This is a genomic window from Sphingomonas carotinifaciens (assembly GCF_009789535.1).
Lineage (GTDB): Bacteria > Pseudomonadota > Alphaproteobacteria > Sphingomonadales > Sphingomonadaceae > Sphingomonas > Sphingomonas carotinifaciens.
This window is the reverse complement of record NZ_WSUT01000005.1, coordinates 1,302,927-1,321,484: the sequence shown is the minus strand read 5'-3', so window position 1 is coordinate 1,321,484 and position 18,558 is coordinate 1,302,927. Positions and strand designations below refer to the sequence as shown.

At 68.1% G+C, this 18,558-nt stretch carries 18 protein-coding genes and 1 pseudogene; 12 read left to right on the top strand and 7 right to left on the bottom strand.

Features of this window, described 5'->3' with window-relative positions; translation table 11 throughout:
• Positions 1-20: 20 nt before the first annotated feature.
• Complete coding sequence (gene dnaK, locus GQR91_RS08195) at positions 21-1,922, bottom strand: molecular chaperone DnaK (protein ID WP_149682135.1); 1,902 nt, start codon at positions 1,920-1,922, stop codon at positions 21-23.
• Between the two features lie 170 nt (positions 1,923-2,092).
• Here dnaK and GQR91_RS08190 point away from each other — a divergent pair, with 170 nt between their 5' ends.
• The 3 genes from GQR91_RS08190 (at position 2,093) to GQR91_RS08180 (ending at position 4,198) form a co-directional block, all read left to right on the top strand.
• Positions 2,093-2,536: a copper chaperone PCu(A)C gene (locus tag GQR91_RS08190; protein ID WP_235903990.1), complete on the top strand. Its 444-nt coding sequence runs from the start codon at positions 2,093-2,095 to the stop codon at positions 2,534-2,536.
• A 104-nt stretch (positions 2,537-2,640) separates the two neighbouring features.
• On the top strand, positions 2,641-3,693 hold the full coding sequence (locus GQR91_RS08185) for a flagellin N-terminal helical domain-containing protein (protein WP_149682137.1): 1,053 nt from the start codon (positions 2,641-2,643) through the stop codon (positions 3,691-3,693).
• Positions 3,694-3,733: 40 nt separating this feature from the next.
• The gene (locus GQR91_RS08180; protein ID WP_149682138.1) at positions 3,734-4,198 is read left to right on the top strand and encodes a vgr related protein; all 465 of its coding nucleotides are present in this window, start codon (positions 3,734-3,736) and stop codon (positions 4,196-4,198) included.
• 3 nt (positions 4,199-4,201) lie between these two features.
• Here the strand turns inward: GQR91_RS08180 and GQR91_RS08175 are convergent.
• The 3 genes and pseudogenes from GQR91_RS08175 to hrcA form a co-directional block, all read right to left on the bottom strand.
• Positions 4,202-5,424 (bottom strand): annotated as a pseudogene (locus GQR91_RS08175) (threonine synthase).
• A gap of 76 nt (positions 5,425-5,500) precedes the next feature.
• Complete coding sequence (grpE, locus tag GQR91_RS08170) at positions 5,501-6,049, bottom strand: nucleotide exchange factor GrpE (RefSeq protein WP_112382281.1); 549 nt, start codon at positions 6,047-6,049, stop codon at positions 5,501-5,503.
• A 27-nt stretch (positions 6,050-6,076) separates the two neighbouring features.
• Positions 6,077-7,117 carry a heat-inducible transcriptional repressor HrcA gene (gene hrcA / locus GQR91_RS08165; RefSeq protein ID WP_149682140.1) on the bottom strand — a complete coding sequence of 347 codons (1,041 nt, stop codon included), beginning with the start codon at positions 7,115-7,117 and terminating at the stop codon, positions 6,077-6,079.
• A 75-nt stretch (positions 7,118-7,192) separates the two neighbouring features.
• Here hrcA and rph point away from each other — a divergent pair, with 75 nt between their 5' ends.
• Both rph and rdgB read left to right on the top strand, forming a co-directional pair.
• Entirely contained in the window at positions 7,193-7,909 is a 717-nt protein-coding gene (gene rph, locus GQR91_RS08160; protein WP_149682141.1) for a ribonuclease PH, read from the top strand.
• Positions 7,906-8,532, top strand: a complete 627-nt coding sequence (rdgB, locus tag GQR91_RS08155) for an RdgB/HAM1 family non-canonical purine NTP pyrophosphatase (protein WP_149682142.1) — start codon at positions 7,906-7,908, stop codon at positions 8,530-8,532. The genes rph and rdgB overlap by 4 nt, the downstream gene beginning before the upstream one ends.
• 80 nt (positions 8,533-8,612) lie before the next feature.
• On the opposite strand, the gene GQR91_RS08150 is transcribed toward rdgB, so the two are convergent.
• Entirely contained in the window at positions 8,613-9,194 is a 582-nt protein-coding gene (locus GQR91_RS08150; RefSeq protein WP_235903991.1) for a CAP domain-containing protein, read from the bottom strand.
• On the opposite strand from GQR91_RS08150, the gene hemW reads away from it, so the two are divergent.
• Positions 9,193-10,341, top strand: a complete 1,149-nt coding sequence (gene hemW, locus GQR91_RS08145) for a radical SAM family heme chaperone HemW (RefSeq protein ID WP_149682144.1) — start codon at positions 9,193-9,195, stop codon at positions 10,339-10,341. The genes GQR91_RS08150 and hemW overlap by 2 nt on opposite strands.
• A 1-nt stretch (position 10,342) precedes the next feature.
• On the opposite strand, the gene GQR91_RS08140 is transcribed toward hemW, so the two are convergent.
• Complete coding sequence (locus GQR91_RS08140; protein WP_235903992.1) at positions 10,343-11,518, bottom strand: penicillin-binding protein activator; 1,176 nt, start codon at positions 11,516-11,518, stop codon at positions 10,343-10,345.
• A 37-nt stretch (positions 11,519-11,555) separates the two neighbouring features.
• Here GQR91_RS08140 and rsmI point away from each other — a divergent pair, with 37 nt between their 5' ends.
• The 5 genes from rsmI (at position 11,556) to GQR91_RS08115 (ending at position 15,853) form a co-directional block, all read left to right on the top strand.
• Positions 11,556-12,416 (top strand): 16S rRNA (cytidine(1402)-2'-O)-methyltransferase, encoded by an 861-nt coding sequence (rsmI, locus tag GQR91_RS08135; protein ID WP_149682146.1) that lies wholly within the window; start codon positions 11,556-11,558, stop codon positions 12,414-12,416.
• 50 nt (positions 12,417-12,466) lie between these two features.
• On the top strand, positions 12,467-13,654 hold the full coding sequence (locus GQR91_RS08130; RefSeq protein WP_149682147.1) for a YihY/virulence factor BrkB family protein: 1,188 nt from the start codon (positions 12,467-12,469) through the stop codon (positions 13,652-13,654).
• Between the two features lie 4 nt (positions 13,655-13,658).
• Entirely contained in the window at positions 13,659-14,024 is a 366-nt protein-coding gene (locus GQR91_RS08125) for a YraN family protein (protein ID WP_149682148.1), read from the top strand.
• Positions 14,025-14,094: 70 nt separating this feature from the next.
• Positions 14,095-15,042 carry a glutathione synthase gene (gene gshB / locus GQR91_RS08120; RefSeq protein ID WP_149682149.1) on the top strand — a complete coding sequence of 316 codons (948 nt, stop codon included), beginning with the start codon at positions 14,095-14,097 and terminating at the stop codon, positions 15,040-15,042.
• Positions 15,043-15,247: 205 nt separating this feature from the next.
• Positions 15,248-15,853: a DedA family protein gene (locus GQR91_RS08115; RefSeq protein ID WP_149682150.1), complete on the top strand. Its 606-nt coding sequence runs from the start codon at positions 15,248-15,250 to the stop codon at positions 15,851-15,853.
• A 267-nt stretch (positions 15,854-16,120) separates the two neighbouring features.
• Here GQR91_RS08115 and GQR91_RS08110 read toward each other — a convergent pair whose 3' ends face one another.
• Positions 16,121-17,017 carry a tyrosine recombinase XerC gene (locus tag GQR91_RS08110; protein WP_375781569.1) on the bottom strand — a complete coding sequence of 299 codons (897 nt, stop codon included), beginning with the start codon at positions 17,015-17,017 and terminating at the stop codon, positions 16,121-16,123.
• 113 nt (positions 17,018-17,130) lie between these two features.
• On the opposite strand from GQR91_RS08110, the gene GQR91_RS08105 reads away from it, so the two are divergent.
• A complete protein-coding gene (locus GQR91_RS08105; RefSeq protein WP_249042527.1) occupies positions 17,131-18,537 on the top strand; it encodes a sensor domain-containing diguanylate cyclase in 1,407 nt (468 codons plus the stop codon).
• The last annotated feature ends 21 nt before the right edge of the window (positions 18,538-18,558 follow it).

The window sequence follows — 18,558 nt, the reverse complement described above, 5'->3', positions numbered from 1 at the left end:
GACGGGACGGGGTCATGCCCTTAGGCCTTGGTGTCGTCGACTTCCGAGAATTCGGCATCGACCACGTCGTCCTGCTTGGGCGCATCGGCACCGGCAGCGGGCGAAGCGTCGGCCTGCGCCTGCTTCTCGTAGATCGCCTGGCCGAGCTTCATCGCGACCTGGGCCAGCGCCTGGGCCTTTTCGGTCATGCGGTCGGCATCGTCCGATTCGACCGCCGACTTGGTCTCGGCGATGGCTGCCTCGATTTCCGACTTCAGGGCGTCGTCCACCTTGTCGCCATTTTCGGCAAGCTCGCGCTCGGTGGTGTGGATCAGCGATTCGGCGTTGTTCTTCGCCTCCGCTGCCGCACGGCGCTTCTTGTCCTCCTCGGCAAACTGCTCGGCATCGCGCACCATCTGCTCGATGTCGTTGTCCGACAGGCCTCCGCTCGCCTGGATGCGGATCTGCTGCTCCTTGCCGGTGCCCTTGTCCTTGGCGGACACGTTGACGATGCCGTTGGCGTCGATGTCGAAGGTGACCTCGATCTGCGGCACGCCGCGCGGCGCCGGCGGGATGCCGACCAGATCGAACTGGCCCAGCAGCTTGTTGTCCTGCGCCATCTCGCGCTCGCCCTGGAACACGCGGATGGTGACCGCGCCCTGGTTGTCGTCCGCGGTGGAGTAGACCTGGCTCTTCTTGGTCGGGATCGTGGTGTTGCGGTCGATCATCTTGGTCATGATGCCGCCCAGCGTCTCGATACCCAGCGACAGCGGGGTCACGTCGAGCAGCAGCACGTCCTTCACATCGCCCTGCAGCACGCCGGCCTGGATCGCGGCACCCATCGCCACGACCTCGTCCGGGTTCACGCCGGTGTGCGGATCCTTGCCGAAGAAGTTCTTCACCGCCTCGCGGACCTTGGGCATGCGGGTCATGCCGCCGACCAGCACCACTTCGCTGATGTCGTCGGTCTTGACGCCCGCATCGGCCAGCGCCTTCTTCATCGGCTCGATCGTGCGCTTGATCAGGTCGTCGACCAGACGCTCCAGATCGGCGCGCGTGATCGTCTTGACCAGATGCTTCGGCCCGTTCTGATCGGCAGTGATGAAGGGCAGGTTGACCTCGGTCGAGGCCGCCGACGACAGCTCGATCTTCGCCTTTTCAGCCGCTTCCTTCAGGCGCTGAAGCGCGAGCTTGTCCTTGGCGAGGTCGATGCCCTCGTCCTTCTTGAAGCCCTCGGCCAGATATTCGACCAGCTTGTTGTCGAAATCCTCGCCGCCCAGGAAGGTGTCGCCATTGGTGGCCTTCACCTCGAACACGCCGTCGCCGATCTCGAGGATCGACACGTCGAAAGTGCCGCCGCCAAGGTCGTAGACCGCGATCGTCTTGCCGTCCTGCTTCTCCAGGCCATAGGCAAGCGCGGCCGCCGTCGGCTCGTTGATGATGCGCAGCACTTCAAGGCCGGCGATCTGGCCGGCGTCCTTGGTCGCCTGACGCTGTGCGTCGTTGAAATAGGCCGGCACGGTGATCACCGCCTGCGTCACCGTCTCACCCAGGTAGGATTCGGCGGTTTCCTTCATCTTCTGAAGGGTGAAGGCGCTGATCTGCGACGGGCTGTAATCTTTGCCGCCGGCCGAGACCCAGGCGTCGCCATTGGGGCCGCGCGCGATCTTATAGGGCACCAGCTCGGTGTCCTTCTTGGTGATCGGATCGTCGAAGCGGCGGCCGATCAGGCGCTTCACCGCGAAGATGGTGTTGTCGCCGTTCGTCACCGCCTGGCGCTTGGCCGGCTGGCCGACCAGTCGCTCGCCATCCTTGGCGAAGGCGACGATCGACGGCGTCGTACGCGCGCCTTCCGCATTTTCGATCACCTTGGGCTTGCCGCCTTCCATGACCGAAACGCAGCTGTTCGTGGTGCCCAGATCGATACCGATAACTTTAGCCATGAGTCCTGATAGCCCCTCACACTCTCTAAGAAATGCCCCGGCCGCGCCCCGTTACGGCGGCGCAACCGTTGCGTTGATGGGGCGGATATAGGTGGGCCAATGCTTGCCGCAAGATTGACGGCGTCATAGGGATGTGGACGATTTTCGGAACGGCACGGGAGAGACGGGCGTTGCGCACCGGTTTGGGCATTGTTTGGACGGTGCTGGCGCTCGCCGCGCTGCCCTCCTGCGACACGGCGCGCACCACGGTGGAGGCCGGCGACGCGTGGGCGCGCCTCGGTGCGGTACCGGGCCGACCGGCCGCGGCCTATTTCACCGTGCATGGCGGGCCGGAGCGCAAGACGCTGATCAACGTGACCACCGATGTCGCGATCCGCTCGGAAATGCACGAAAGCATGGCGAACGGCATGCGCCCGATCGCCTCGGTGCCGATCCCGGCGCATAGCGATGTGGTGTTCGCTCCCGGTGGGCGGCACGTCATGCTGTTCGACGTCAATCCGGGCGTGAAGCCCGGACGCTACATCACCCTGACGCTGAGCTTCTCCGATGGCCGCCGCATCGTGACCGGCGCCAAGGTGATCGCCGCAGGCGCACCCCGCCCGGCAGATAGCTAATCGCGCGTTAAGCATATCCGGAAAAAGCCCGGATAGGCCGTCGTTGCGGCCCAACCGCATGATCTCCCGTCGGAAATGGGAGGCCGGCGGGAGGATTCGGGGTCATGACGGTCATCAACACCAACGGTGCGGCCCTGCGCGCGCTGGGTGCATCGCGGTTGGCGGAGACGTGCCTCGACACCGCGATGAACCGGCTGTCGACGGGCAAGCGGATCAATTCGGCCAAGGACGACGCCGCCGGCCTCGCCATCGCCTCGACCATGACCGCGCAGATCATGGGCATGCGCCAGGGCATGCGTAACGCGATCGACGGTACCTCGCTGGTCCAGACCGCGGACGGCGCGCTGGGCGAGGTGACCAGCATGGCGCAGCGCATCCGCGAGCTGGCGGTGCAGGCGGCGTCGGGTACCTATAGCGACAACGACCGCGCGGCGTTGCAGGTCGAGGTGACGGCACTGACGAAGCAAATCGAGACGGTACTCTCCAACACGCAATTCAATGGCGTATCATTATTCAACAGTGGTGCCGGCAGCAAAGTAACGGTGCAGGCCGGTGCCAATGCCGGCGACCTGATCGACATTCAGATCGGTGGCATTCAAACGACGTTTCTGCGATCCACGCCGAACGACATGCAGCCGGTTCGCGACTGGCCTTACTGGCAAAACGGACCTGTCGACCAGCACCTCATCACCTTTGACGATTATGTGTCAGGCGCAAAGCGTAGCGGTGTCACGGTGACGCAGGATCAGATTGGAACAACTGTTTATCCCCAGCGTGGCGACCAATGGTACGATCCTGTGAATAATACTTGGGCGGGAGACACCGAATACGTGACCCTCAGCCTCACGGAAGAATTAAAGGTCACCAATCGCTACCGCGCCGAAAACACGATGAACCGCATGGACGAAATGCTGGACCGCGTCGCCAATGTCCGCGCCGGCATCGGTGCCACCGCGAACCGGCTGGAATCGGTGGTGAACAACCTGACCACCAACACCACCAACCTGTCCGACGCGCGCTCGCGGATCGAAGATGCGGATTTCTCGGTCGAGACGGTCAACCTCGCCCGCGCGCAGATCCTGAAACAGGCCTCCGCCTCGATGCTCGCCCAGGCCAATCAAAGCCAGCAGGACGTGATGAAGCTGCTCGGCAACTAGGGCTTTGCAAGTGCCCGCCGCCGTCCCACCTGTATGGGCGATGCAGCGACGTACCCTGACCCCCGCCGAAACCGCGCTGGCGCGCAGCGTCTTTGGCGACACGATCGATTATGACGCGGTCGGCCTGTCGCCGACCAAATGGGCCTTCTTCCAGCCGCGCAATACGGTGATGGCCCCGCGCGGCTGCATCCATTTCCACCCCAAGGGCGGCCTGTGGCGCGAGGATTTCGGCGCCTGTCCGCTGCACGAGCAAGGGCTGTTCATCCACGAGATGGTGCACATCTGGCAGCATCAGCAGGGCATCTGCCTGCCGCTCGCGCGTCACCCTTTCTGCCGGTACGGCTATGCGCTGAAGCCCGGCCAGCCCTTTCGCCGCTACGGGCTGGAGCAACAGGCGGAAATCGTGCGCCACGCCTTTCTGCTAGCGCACGGGGGCCGGGTGCCCGGCGCCCCCGGCCTTGCGCAATATGAGACGCTGGTCCCCTTTCCCATCGGCCGGCGCTAGCCGTCACAGCGCGTCGAAGTCGATCGGCGCGGTACGGTCAGCCAGTTCGGCGCTTCCGGCATCGGGTATTTCAGGCCGGTCGCGCAGTTGAACAGCACGACGCGCTCACCCGCATCCACCTCGCCCGTCGCTAGCGCATTTCGGTACGCCGCCAAGGTCGCGCCCCCCTCCGGACACAGCAACAGGCCATCGTCGCGTGCGCAGTCCGCCACCGCGCGCAGCGTATCGGCATCGTCCACCGCCAGCGCCTTGCCGCCCGATTCGCGCACGGCGCGCAGGATCAGGAAATCGCCCACCGCGCGCGGCACCCGGATGCCGGCGGCGACGGTATGGGCATTCTCCCAGCGTTCGGCATGCTCGACGCCGTCGTCGAACGCCTTGACGATCGGCGCGCAGCCCGATGCCTGCACCGCGTACATGCGCGGCCGCTCCGGTCCGATCCAGCCGAGCTTTTCCAGCTCGTCGAACGCCTTCCACATGCCGATCAGGCCGGTGCCGCCGCCGGTGGGGTAGAAGATCGCATCGGGCAGCCGCCAGCCGCCCTGCGCGGCCAGTTCCAGCCCCATCGTCTTCTTGCCCTCGATCCGGTACGGCTCCTTCAGCGTCGACAGGTCGAACCACCGCCCCTCCGCCGCGCCCTTCCCCACGATCGCGCCGCAATCGTCGATCAGGCCGTTCACCCGCCAGACGCGCGCACCCTGCACCGCGATTTCCCGCACGTTCACTTCCGGCGTGTCTTCGGGGCAGAAGACGATGGTCTCGATCCCGCAGCGGCTGGCATAGGCGGCAAGCGCCGCGCCGGCATTGCCGTTGGTCGGCATGGCGATGCGGGTGACGCCCAGTTCCTTGGCCATCGCCACCGCCATGACGAGGCCGCGCGCCTTGAAGCTGCCGGTGGGCAGGCGCCCCTCGTCCTTGACCAGCACGTTGGCGCCACCCGAACGGGGCACCGGGATCAGCGGCGTCTCGATCTCGCCCAGGCTGACGATGTTTTCGGTACGACGGACAGGCAGCAGTTCGCGCCAGCGCCACAGATCGGTTTCGCGAGCAGCCAGCGCGTCCTTCGCCAGCGCCGCCTTCACCGCATCCAGGTCATAGCGGACGAGCAGCGGGCGCCCCGCCTGCGACAGGCCATGAAGCCGGTCCGCCTCGTAGCGCTCGCCGGTCATCGAGCATTCGAGATGGGTAACGAAGGTCGGCCGGTCGGCGCAAAGATTGTCGTTCATGGGCAGGGGTGTAGCGCAAGGATCGCCCTTGCCAACCCTCTCCCCCGCCGAGGGAGAGGGCGCAGCGATGGATCGATCAGTCCGGCTTCTTGGCGACCGCGACCAGTGCCGGGCGGAGCAGGCGATCCTTGATCATATAGCCCGACTGCATTTCCTGCACGATCGTGCCGGGCGCCGCGTCCGAGGGCATTTCCAGCATCGCCTGGTGGCGGTTGGGGTCCAGCGTCTCGCCCATCGCGGCGATCTTGGTGATGCCGTGGCGGCCCAGCACGCTGTCCAGCTCGCGGCCCGTCGCCTCCAGCCCCGCGACAAGGCCCTTCATCTTGTCATCCTCGCGCAGGTCGGCGGGGATCGCCTGCAGCGCGCGGCCCAGATTGTCCGCCACCGACAGGATATCGCGCGCGAAATTGGTGGATGCATAGGCGCGTGCGTCCGACACGTCCTTTTCGGCGCGACGGCGGATATTCTGCACCTCGGCGCGGGCATAGAGCGTCTGCTGCTGCGCCTCGGCCAGTTGCTCGCGCAAGCTTCCCAGCGCGTCATGCTCCGCCACTTCGGGCGCGGCCTCGGCCGTTTCCTCGCGCAGATCCTGCGTTTCCGGCTGCTTGGTCTCGTTCTCGTTCATCATATTCCCTGTACGCACAAGTCGGGGTCAGCCCATCAGTCGGGCAAGCGTCGCCGCGGTGAAATCCACCATGGGCACGACGCGGGCATAGTTCAACCGCGTGGGGCCGATCACCCCCACCACGCCGACCACCTGCCCGTCCAGCCCGCGAAAGGGTCGCGCGATCACCGAGGAGCCGGACAGCGCGAACAGCTTGTTCTCCGCACCGATGAAGATCCGGGTCGAATCGCCCGCCCGCGCCGAATCGAGCAGGCTGGCGATTTCCTGCTTGCCCTCCAGATCGTCGAGCAGATCGCGCACCCGTTCCAGATCGGCGGCGGCGGCGGCATCGATCAGCCGCCCCTGCCCGCGCACGATCAGCACCGGCCGCCGCTCGCCATCCTCGCTCCACACGGCAAGACCGCGTTCGACCAGTTCGCGCGCCGCACCGTCCAGCGCCGCGCGTGTGCCCTTCAGCTCGCGCTCCAGCCGCCCCTGTGCCTCCGCCAGCGTCAGTCCGCCCAGCGTCGCGGTCATGAAATTGCCCGCCTCCACCAGCGCAGACGAGGTCATGCCGCCGGGCACCTGCAGCACGCGGTTCTCGACCGATCCGTCCTCGCTGACCAGCACCGCCAGCGCCTGTACCGGCGACAGGGGCACGAACCCGATCGAGCGCAGTTTCACCTCGCGCTTGGGCACCATCACCAGACCCGCACACGCCGACAGGCCGGACAGAATCGCGGTGGTCGCCGCCAGCGCTTCCTCGACCGGCCCGTGCGTGCCCGCCCGCGCCTCGATCGCGGCGCGTTCCTCCGCGCTCGGTTCATGGACGTGCATCATGCCGTCGACGAACAGGCGCAGGCCCTGTTCGGTCGGCATCCGCCCGGCGGAGGTGTGCGGCGCGGCGAGCAGCCCCACCTCCTCCAGTTCCTGCATCACGCCGCGGATGGAGGCCGGCGACAGGTTGATCCCCGACCGGGCGATCGTCTTCGACCCCACCGGCACGCCGCTTTCCAGATAGCTGTCGACCACCACGCGAAAGATGTCGCGGGCGCGCGCACTCAGTTCGATGATCGGCGGGGTGGCCATGGATGTGATCTAGGCTGGCGCACCCCCGAACGGAAGGCTAACCGGGCAACAAACATCCAGAATGAAGGAACGTCCATGCGCCCCTCCGGCCGCACGCCAGACCAGATGCGTCCCATCACCGTCGAGCCCCGTTTCACCCGCCATGCCGAGGGGTCGGTGCTGATCGGGTTCGGCGACACCAGGGTGCTCGTCACCGCCTCGATCGAGGAGCGGGTGCCCCCCTTCCTGCGCGGCAAGGGCGAAGGCTGGGTGACCGCCGAATATGGCATGCTGCCGCGCGCCACCCACACCCGCGGCAGCCGAGAGGCGGCCAAGGGCAAGCAGTCGGGCCGCACGCAGGAGATCCAGCGGCTGATCGGCCGTTCGCTCCGCTCGGTGGTCGACCTGAAGGCGCTGGGCGAGCGGCAGATCGTGCTCGACTGCGACGTGATCCAGGCGGACGGCGGTACGCGCACCGCCTCCATCTCGGGCGCGTGGATCGCACTGCGCATGGCGGTCGACACCCTGCTGCGCGACGGCAAGCTGACCAGCGACCCGATCCGGCAGAAGGTGGCCGCGGTGTCATGCGGCATCCATCAGGGCACGCCCGTCCTCGACCTCGACTATGTCGAGGATTCGGCCGCCGACGCGGACGCCAATTTCGTGCTGCTGGAGAACGGCCACATCGCCGAGGTGCAGGCGACCGCCGAACATGCCACCTATGACGAGGAAGCGCTGCTCCGCCTGCTCCGCCTCGCGCGCATGGGCTGCAACGAGATCTTCGCGGCACAGGCAAAGGCGGTTGCGGCATGAGCGGCGAGGGCCGCGAACCGCAGGCGATCCGCAAGCTCGGCCCCGGCAAGCTGGTGATCGCCAGCCATAACAAGGGCAAGATCGTCGAGATCCGCGAACTGCTGGCGCCCTACGGCGTCGAGCCGGTCTCGGCGGGCGATCTCGACCTGCCGGAGCCGGAAGAGACGGGCACGACCTTTGTCGCCAATGCCGAGCTGAAGGCGCTGGCCGCGGCGGACCTGTCCGGCCTGCCCGCGCTGGCCGACGACAGCGGCCTGTGCGTCGAGGCGCTGGGCGGCGATCCCGGCATCTTTTCGGCGCGCTGGGGTGGCCCGCAAAAGGATTTCGACATGGCGATGCGGCTTGTCGAGGATCGGCTGGGCGAAACCCCGGATGCCCCGCGCGACGCGCATTTCGTCTGCGCGCTGGCGCTGGCCTGGCCGGACGGGCACGTCGAATGGTTCGAGGGGCGGGTCGATGGCACGCTGGTGTGGCCGCCACGCGGCACCCAGGGCCATGGCTATGACCCGATGTTCCGGCCCAACGGCTATGACACGACCTTTGCCGAAATGGATTCGGACACGAAAAGCGGGATCAGCCACCGCGGCGACGCCTTCCGCCAGTTGGTGAAGGCGGTGTTCTGATCATGTTTTGAGGGGAGGCGTAAGCACTGCTGGCACCCCCTCACCCCGACCCTCTCCCCCACGGGGAGAGGGAGGACGCCTCAATACGCCCGCTCGCCCACCACATTGCCACTGGGCGAATACCGGCACACCAGAAAATCATCTTTCGCGTTGCTCGCCATCGCACAGCCGACTTCCCGACTGTTCCGCCAAACGATCTGCGCATAATGGCCGACATCCTCCCAGCGCCCGGTGCGGCTGGAATCGGGCGTGACGCCGTTCACGAAGTCGCGCTTCTCGGCGACCCAGTGCCCGACCATCTCGTCATAGGCATAGGCGCCCCGCGTCCCCGTCCACAGATTCTCGCCTTCGCGGCCCGGCCCCTGCGGCTGGTCGGCATGGCGGAAGCGGCCGGTGCGCGCCATCTCGTCGGCATAGGCGCGCGCGCTTCTCGCCAGCGTGTCGCTCCATGCCAGCGGCGCGATGCCGAGCGCGCCGCGCGCTGCATTCTGCCCGTCCAGCATCGCCCGCCGCAACAGCCCCTCGCCACGCGCGACCGGCGCGGTGGAGGGACGCGGCTCGACCACGCGTTCGGGTCCTTGCGCGCAAGACGCGAGCATCAACAAGGCGGCGATCAGCGGGTGGCGTAACGGGATCATCACGGCCATATCGGCGCGCATCATGCCTGCCGCAACGTCCCCCGATCTCGCGCTTTACGTCCATTGGCCCTTCTGCGTCTCCAAATGTCCCTATTGCGACTTCAACAGCCATGTCCGCGAAGCGGTGGATCAGGCGCGCTGGCGGGATGCGCTGCTCGCCGATCTCGCGCATGAGGTGGCGGCGTTGCCGGGCCGGCGGCTGGGTTCGATCTTCTTCGGCGGCGGCACCCCCTCGCTGATGCCGCCGGCCACCGTCGCGGCGATCCTGGACGCCGCCGAGCGCGCCTGGGGCTTTGCGCCGGACATCGAGATCACGCTGGAGGCGAACCCTTCCTCGGTCGAGGCGGCGCGCTTTGCCGATCTGGCCGCCGCCGGGGTCAACCGCGTGTCGCTGGGGTTGCAGGCCCTTGACGATGCGGCGCTGCGCTTCCTCGACCGGGCGCACGGCGTGGATGAAGGGTTGCGCGCGCTCGCCACCGCACAGGCGACCTTCCCGCGCGTCAGCTTCGACCTGATTTATGCCCGCCCGGATCAATCGCTGGCCGCGTGGCAGGCCGAGCTGGCCCGCGCGCTGTCGTTCGGGACCGAACACCTGTCCCTCTACCAGCTCACCATCGAACCCGGCACCCGCTTCGCCACGGAGGCCGCCGCCGGCCGCCTCACCATTCCCGACGGCGACGCCGCCGCCGACCTGTTCGAGGCGACACGCGCTCTGACCGCCGCTGCCGGCCTCCCCGCCTATGAAACGTCCAACCACGCCCGCATCGGCGCGGAGAGCCGCCACAACCTCACTTACTGGCGCTACGGCGACTATGCCGGCATCGGCCCCGGCGCGCATGGACGGCGCACGGGCCATGCGACCAGCCGCCGTCGCAAGCCGGAGAACTGGCTGTCCGCGGTCGATCGCAACGGCCATGGCATCGAGGTGGAGGATCACCTCGCCCCCGTCACCCGCGCGACCGAGGCGCTGGTGATGGGCCTGCGCCTGCGCGAAGGCGTCGACCTTGCCCGCGTCGAGGCGCTGGCGGAAGGCTCAGCGATGATCGACGATGCCGCCGTCCGCCGCCTGTCCGCCCACGGCCTGATCGTCCGGGACGGCCCCCGCCTGATCGTGACGGAGGCCGGCGCGCTGCTGCTCGACGCGATCCTGCGAGACGTCGTGCTGGCCTGACCTACCGCCCGAAGCCGGTCGGCGCGGGCGAGACCGTTACCGTGGTGCCGCCGCGAATCTCCTGCACCTCCAGCGCGCGTTCGGCCACGCCGTCGCGGCCGAAGCGGAATGCCCCGTCGATGCCGGAAAAGCCGTCCTGGTCGCGCAGCCGCGCCTCCGGGAAGGGCGATCCGACCTTCCAGTCACGCGCGATCCGCACCGTCAGCAGCACCGAGTCGTAGCCGAGGCTGGACAGTCGGTACGGCGCCGCGCCGAAGCGGGCGCGGTATTTGGTGGCATATTGGCGGTACAGATTGTTCGACACGCTGGCGAACCACGCACCGTTCAGCGGGGCGCGCGATGCGATCGTGCTTTCCGAATTCCACAATTCGGTGCCGAGCAGGCGGGTGTTCGCCCCCGGCCCGCGCTTCACGACCGGCGCCGCCGCCGCCGCCGCGGCACCGCCATCGGCGATCAGCACCGCGTCATAGGGCGCCTTGGCGGTCAGCCGCTGCGCCGCACCGGCAATGCCACCGGCCACGCGACCATAGGGCTGCAACGACACCACCTGCCCGCCGGCACCCTCGACCGCGCGCAGGAAGGCGGTCGATGCGCGTTCCCCGTACAGGCCGTTGGGCACCAGCCCGGCAAAGCTGGTCACGCCGCGCTCCCGGGCAAAGGCGACGACGCGTTCGATCGACTGGCCGGGGGCATAGCCCATCAGATAGGTGCCGTTACCTCCGACACCGGCGTCGTTCGAGAAGCTGACCACCGGCACGCGCGCGGCGCGTGCGATCGGCGCCACCGCGCGTACGTCTTCGGACAGGAGCGGCCCCAGGATCAGTTGCGCGCCCTCCGCGATCGCGCGCTGTGCCGCCGCCGCGGCGCCGGTGGCGGTGTCGTAGTTGGTGATCCGCACCTTGTCGTTCTGCGTGTCGAGCAGCGCCAGCATCGTCGCGTTCGCGATTGAACGGCCGACACCGGCATTGCTGCCCGACAGCGGCACGAGCAGGGCGACGCGGTTGCGTGCCACGTCGCGCGGGATGCCCGCCTCCACCGTCGGCGCTTCCTGGACCGGCCGGGTCGCCTCGCGCGGTGGCGGCGCTTCCACCGGCCCCCGCGGCACCAGCGTCTGACACGCCCCCAGCAGGCAGGCCGCCGCCAGCGCGATCCACCGCTTCGCCCCCCCGGCCCTCATGGCAAGCTTCGGTTGTATTGGCGCTGCTGCCTCTGCCATGACGTCCCCTGTGACCAACACTACGACCAAACTCGATCCCGGCCTGTATATCGTGGCCACCCCGATCGGCAATCTCGGTGACCTTTCTCCGCGCGCCGCCAATATTCTGGCCGCCGCCGACGTCATCGCGGTGGAGGACAGCCGGGTCACCGCCGGCCTGCTCCGCCATATCGGCGTGAAGCGGCCGATGCAGCCCTATCACGATCACAATGCCGAGCATGTCCGCCCCGCACTGGTGGCGCGCATGGGCGTGGAGGCGGTGGCGCTGGTGTCGGACGCGGGCACGCCGCTGATCTCGGACCCCGGCTACAAGCTGGTCCGCGATGCCCGTGCCGCCGGCCATGCGGTGGTGACGATCCCCGGCCCCTGCGCCGCCATCGCCGCGCTGACCCTGGCGGGCCTGCCCACCGACCGCTTCCTGTTCTGCGGCTTCCTGCCCCCCAAGGAAAAGGCGCGCGCCGACGCCATCGCCGAAATCGCGGGCATCCGGGCGACGCTGGTATTTTACGAGTCCGGGCCGCGGCTGGCAGCGACGTTGGCGGCGCTCGCGGTGGGGCTGGGGGACCGCGAGGCGGCGGTGACGCGCGAGATCACCAAGCGGTTCGAGGAAGCGGTGACGGGCACGCTGTCCACCCTGGCAGCGCGCTATGCGGAGGGCGGTCCAAAGGGCGAGATCGTCGTCGTTGTCGCCCCCCCCGGCGAGGCGCCGCCGCCCAGCGCAGAGGATGCCGATACCGCACTGGCCGAGGCGTTGACCCGCCTGCCCGCCTCCAAGGCCGCGGGCGAGGTGGCCAAGCGCTTTGGGCTGGACCGCAAGGCCCTGTATGCCCGCGCGATGGCGATGAAGGCGCCCGAATAAGGAACACCCGCCCCCCTCGCCGGTTCGCATGTCCGACAAAGGGGACGACGATGCCAGGATCGACAGCGGATCGGAATGCGCGCGGGCGCGGGGCGACCAGCCCATGGGCGGTGCCGCCGCGCGGGTGGAAGGACGTGCTGCTGCGGAGCTGGCGCGAGGCGGGCACCGACAATATCAGCCTGATCGCCTCCGGCGTCGCCTTTTGCGCGATCCTCGCCCTGGTGCCGATGCTGGGTGCGGTGGTGCTGAGCTACGGCCTGTTCGCGACGCCGCAGACGGTGGTCGACAATGTCCGCACGCTGATGGAGGTGATGCCGACCGATGCCGCGCAGCTGATCGGCGAACAACTGGCCAATCTGGTCACCAGTTCGGACGGCAAGAAGGGGTTCGGCCTCCTTATCGCGCTCGCCATCGCGCTATACGGCGCGATGAAGGGCGCGACCGCGGTCATCACCGCGCTCAACATCGCCTATGACGAGGAGGAAAGCCGCGGCTTCGTCGCGCTCAACCTGCTGGCGCTGGGGATCACCGCCGGGGCCGTGGTGCTGGCGGTGCTCGCCATCGTCTCGATCACCGCGCTGGGCGCGTTGCAGAGCCTGTTTCCCGATCTGCCGACCGTGCTGGTGGTTCTGGGCAAGATCCTGTCCTACGCGATCATGACCGGCGTCGCGGCCGCGGCGGCGGCGACGCTGTATCGCTTCGGGCCCGACCGCGATCATGCGCGCTGGATCTGGTTGACGCCCGGATCGCTGCTCGCCGCGCTCATCTGGCTGCTGGTGACGCTCGGCTTCGGCTTCTACGTCGCCAATTTCGGGAGCTACAACGCGACCTACGGGTCGCTGGGCGCGGCGGTGGTGTTGCTCACCTGGCTGTATCTGTCGGCCTATATCCTGCTGCTCGGTGCCGAGCTGAACTGCGAGCTGGAACGGCAGACGGCGGAGGACACCACCACCGGCGCAGCCCGCCCGATGGGCGACCGCAACGCCTATGCCGCCGACACGGTGGCGAGCGGCAGCGCCGCGGTGCATCCCGGCCCGAAACAGGCCGAGCCCGCCGGGCCGATGCGCGAGGCGGCACGGGGCTATGCGCTGACCCGCGTCGTTCCCGCCAGAAGCGGGCTGGTGCCGACCCTGCTCGTCACTGGCGGCCTGGCGCTGCTGCGCCGTCGCGGACGGGCCGGGGCAGGTGCGGCCCTGCTGGTGGCCGGCGGCACGATCAGCTTCCTGCGCCGCCGCTGAACCGATGCGAACGCCCTCTCCCGCCCGCCGCGCGGCCGAGTCTGCCGGGCGTCGCGGCGAACGTCTGGCCGGCTGGTGGCTGCGGCTGAAGGGCTGGCGCATCCTCGCCCGCCGCGTGCGCACGCCGGCCGGGGAAGTGGACATCGTCGCCCGAAAAGCGGCCGTCGTCGCATTCGTCGAGGTGAAGACCCGCAAATCCGCCAACGATCTCGCTTTTGCGATCGACGAGCGCCGCCTGTCCCGCGTCGCCGCGGCGGCCGAAATGCTGGCACCGACCTATGCCGGGCCGGGTGACGATATCCGCATCGACGTCATCCTGCTCGCCCCCGGCACCCGGCCGCAGCATATCGAGAATGCCTGGCAACCCTGAGCCCCTCCGGATGACAGGGCCGATGCCGCCCCCTACATGCCGCGACGACCATCTTTCCGAAAGGATCACCATGCCGCTCAACGTCGCCGTCCAGATGGACCCGCTCGACCAGATCAACATCGAGGGCGATTCCACCTTCGCGCTGATGCTGTCGGCGCAGGCGCGCGGCCACCGGCTGTTCCATTACGCCGCCGGGGACCTGAACTGGTCCGACGGCCGGCTGTGGACAAAGGCGCATCCGGTCACCGTGCAGCGGGTGGCCGGCGACCATTTCCACTTCGACGCACCGGTCAGGCTCGACCTCGGCGACGAGGCGGACGTGGTGCTGATGCGGCAGGACCCGCCCTTCGACCTCGGCTATATCACCGCCACGCACCTGCTGGAGCGGATCGTGCACAAGACGCTGGTGGTGAACGACCCCGTCCAGGTCCGCAACGCACCCGAAAAGGTCTTCGTGCTCGATTATGCGCGCTTCATGCCGCCGACGCTGGTCACCCGCTCGCTGGAGGAAGCACGCGCCTTCCTGGCCGAGCATGGCGAGATCGTGGTGAAGCCGCTGCACGGCAATGGCGGCAAGGCGATCTTCAAGGTCGGCAGCGACGGCGCCAACCTGTCGGCGCTGATCGAAGTGTTCAACCAGACATGGCGCGAGCCGCACATGATCCAGGCATTCCTGCCGGCCGTCGCCAAGGGCGACAAGCGCATCGTGCTGGTCGATGGCGAGGTGGCGGGTGCGATCAACCGCCTGCCCGGCGAGGGCGAGATCCGTTCCAACCTGGCGGTCGGCGGATCGGCGGAAAAGACCGAACTCACGGCGCGCGAACGCGAAATCTGCGAAGCGCTCGGCCCCGAACTGCGCGCCCGCGGCCTGTTGTTCGTCGGCATCGACGTGATCGGCGGCGAATGGTTGACCGAAATCAACGTCACCTCCCCCACCGGCATCGTCGCGATCGAACGGTTCGACGGCACCGATGTCGCGGGCCTGATCTGGGACGCGATCGAGCGCAAGCTGGCCTGAACCCCCTCTCCCCTACGGGGAGAGGGAGGGGCCCGCCGCGAAGCGGTGGGAGGGTGAGGGGCAGACCAACAGTGCTGTGCTGCTTGGCATCCCCTCACCCTTCCCACTGCCTTACGGCAGCGGGCCCCTTCCCTCTCCCCAAGGGGGAGAGGAAGCGCTTTCAACGGGAACCCCCGCCCCTCCCAACGGGTAATCCTACCAGCACATGACCGATTTCATCCTGAACCTGATCGCCTGGGGCGGCTATTTCGGCATCTTCCTGCTGATGGCGCTGGAAAATATCGTGCCGCCGGTGCCGTCCGAGGTCATCATGGGGCTGGGCGGCATGGCGGTGGCGCGCGGGGACATGACGATGATCCCGCTGATCCTGTGGGGAACGCTGGGCACCACGGTCGGCAACTACTTCTGGTATTATATCGGCCGCCATATCGGCTATGAACGCTTCCGCCCCTTTGTCGACCGGCACGGCCGCTGGCTGACGATGGAATGGGAAGATGTCGAGCGGCTGCACCGCTTCTTCGTCAAGCATGGGCAGTGGGTGGTGTTCGTCTTCCGCTTCATGCCCGCCTTTCGCACGATCATCTCGCTGCCCGCGGGCATGACGCGGATGCCGCTATGGCGCTTCCTGGTGTGGACCTTTGCGGGCAGCACGATCTGGAACGCGATCCTCGCCTATGCCGGGCTGTTGCTGGGATCGCGCTTCGAGGTGCTGGACCGGTATGTCGGCCCGGCCGCCGTCGCGCTGACCGTGATGATCGTCATCGGCTATGTCTGGCGCGTCGTGACCTGGAAGCCGCGCGCCGGGCGCTAGAGCGGTTTCCGACCAATCTGCGCCATCGTGACGGAGCTGATTTTGGTTCAGGGCAAGAAGCGAGGAGCGGAGCGATGCCGGGGCATCGTGACCGACGAGCGACGTGGCCCTGGGCCAAAATCGGCCCGCCCCGAAGGGGTTGTATCAGGAAGGCCGCCGGACGTCGTCGCGACGCTCGCAGGGGCAGACCAGCCCCTGCTTCGCGCCGCTCCTAGCCAGCAGCCTTCCTGATGCAATCACGATGACGCAGATCGGTCGGAAACCGCTCTAGGCCCTCGGATGCGCGTTGCGGTACACATCCAGCAGGTGTGCGGCATCGACCGCGGTATAGACCTGCGTCGAACTCAGGCTGGCATGACCCAGCAGCTCCTGCAACTGCCGCAGATCGGCGCCGCGCCCCAGCAGATGCGTAGCGAAACTGTGGCGCAGCGCGTGCGGCGTCACCCGGTCGCCCAGGTCGAGCCGTGCCCGCGCCGCGCGAACCGAGCGCCGCACGACCGCCGGCGACAGCACCCCGCCCCGCGCGCCGCGGAACAGCGGCGCCTCGCGCTCCAGCCGCCACGGCTGCTCGGCGGCATAAGCCTCGACCGCGCGGGCGACCTGCGGCAGCAGCGGCACGATGCGCGTCTTGCCGCGCTTGCCCAGCACCCGGATCGTCTCGCCCAGCGGCAATATGCCCGCCGGCAGGGCCAGCGCCTCGCCGATGCGCAGACCCGCCCCGTACAGCAGCATCAGCACCGCCCAGTCGCGCGCCGCGATCCACGGTTCGCGCGCATCCTCCGACACCTCCTCCGCCAGCGCCAGCACGTCGGCAGGCGCCACCGGACGCGGCACCCCGGCCTTTACCCGCGGCCCGCGCAGGCGCGGCGGCTCGACCCCCGCCCAATCCAGAAAGGCGCGCACCGCCGACAATTCGCGCGCGGCCGATGCGTTCGACAGCTCCTCGCCCCGCCGATGCGCCAGAAACGCGCGTAGGTCCGCAGCCGTGATCCGCGACAGGTCGCCCCGTGCCACCCGGCCACCCCAATGGCCGCCCAGAAACGCCAGCAACCGCTCCGCCGTCGCCTGATAGGCGCGCACGGTATGCGGCGAGCGGCGGCGCGCATTCGCCAGATGATCGGCGAATGCCAATGGCAGGACCGCGTCTCGCCCCATATTGTCCATGTATTCCAACGACCTGTCGTATCTGACGAGAATTGTTAACCTTGGCGATCTTAGACGGTCCCATGGCCTCCTCAACCCTGTCCCTCGATCCTGTGTTCGATGAAGAGCGGCGCATGGCGGCCCTTCAGGCGCATGCGCTGCTCGACAGCGAGCCGGAGCGGGAGTTCGACGCGCTGGTCAGCCTGGCGGCGGACATGCTGGACTGCCCGCTGGCCGCGCTCACCCTGATCGACCGCGACCGCCTGTGGGTGAAGGCGGGCATCGGCGACCTGCCGGTCGAGGTGCCGCGCAGCGTCGCCATCTGCAACCATACCATCCGCAAGCCCGACCAGTTCATCGTCGACGATCTGAGCAAGGATGCCGATTTCGCCGGCAATCCGCTGGTCGTTGAAAACGGCCTGCGCTTCTATGCCGGCATGCCGATCCATGCGCCCGACCGGCAGGGCGTGGCCCAGCCGATCGGATCGCTGTGCGTGATGGACGCCACGCCCCGCTCGCTCAACGAATCGGGCATGCGGACGCTGCGCCATCTGACGACGCTGGCCGAGGCGCTGATCGCGGCGCGCGCCATTGCCCGGCGGGCGACCGACATCGCCGAACTCAGCGAACGCCAGGCCAGCGACCTGCGCGCCAAGGACCGCACCTTCCAGCAGGCCGAGCGCATCTCGATGATCGGATCGTGGCGCCTGTCGATACCCGAGCGGATCGCATCCTGGTCCGACGGCGTGTTCCGCATCCACGAACTGCCGCTGGGCGAGGAGCCCGATATCGATACCGCGATGAACTATTATCCGGCGAGCGAGCGCCAGCAGTTGAACGATGCCGTGGCCCATGCCGTCGAGACCGGCATCCCGTTCGACCTGGAGCTTGACTTCACCACCGCCACCGGCCGCCTGCGGCGCGTGCGGGTGATGGGCGAGCGCGAGGAAAGCGACGGGCAGGTGACCGCGATCGTCGGCGTGTTCCAGGACATCACCGATCGCCACGCGCTGGAAATGACGCTGCGCCGCACCGCCAGCACCGACGCGTTGACCGGCATCTGCAACCGTGCCGCCTTCGACCGTGCGCTGGAGGGGGCGATCGACCGGGCGCGCCAATCGGGCGCGCTGATGGCGCTCGCGCTGATCGATCTGGACGGCTTCAAGCTGATCAACGACACGCTGGGCCACATGGCCGGCGACGACATCCTGCGCGAAGTCGGCCGGCGGCTGCGCGCGCCGTGGCTGCAGAACTGCTATGTCGCGCGACTGGGCGGTGACGAATTCGCGGTCATCGTCGAGGATGCGGGCCTGCTCGCCCGCATCGACCAGTTCCGCCAGCAACTGGAGGAAACGCTGTCGGTGTCGGTGACCGCCGAGGGCCTGACGATGACGTGCGCGGGCACGGTCGGCATGCGCCTGTGGACACCCGAGACGCAGACGGTGCGCTATTTCGTCCACCGCACCGATGCGATCCTGTACGCCGCCAAGCGTGCGCGCGTCGGAGAGCGTCGCAAGGGTGATCGCCGACGCGCCGCCTGACCCGTCACGCTTCGGGGTTCA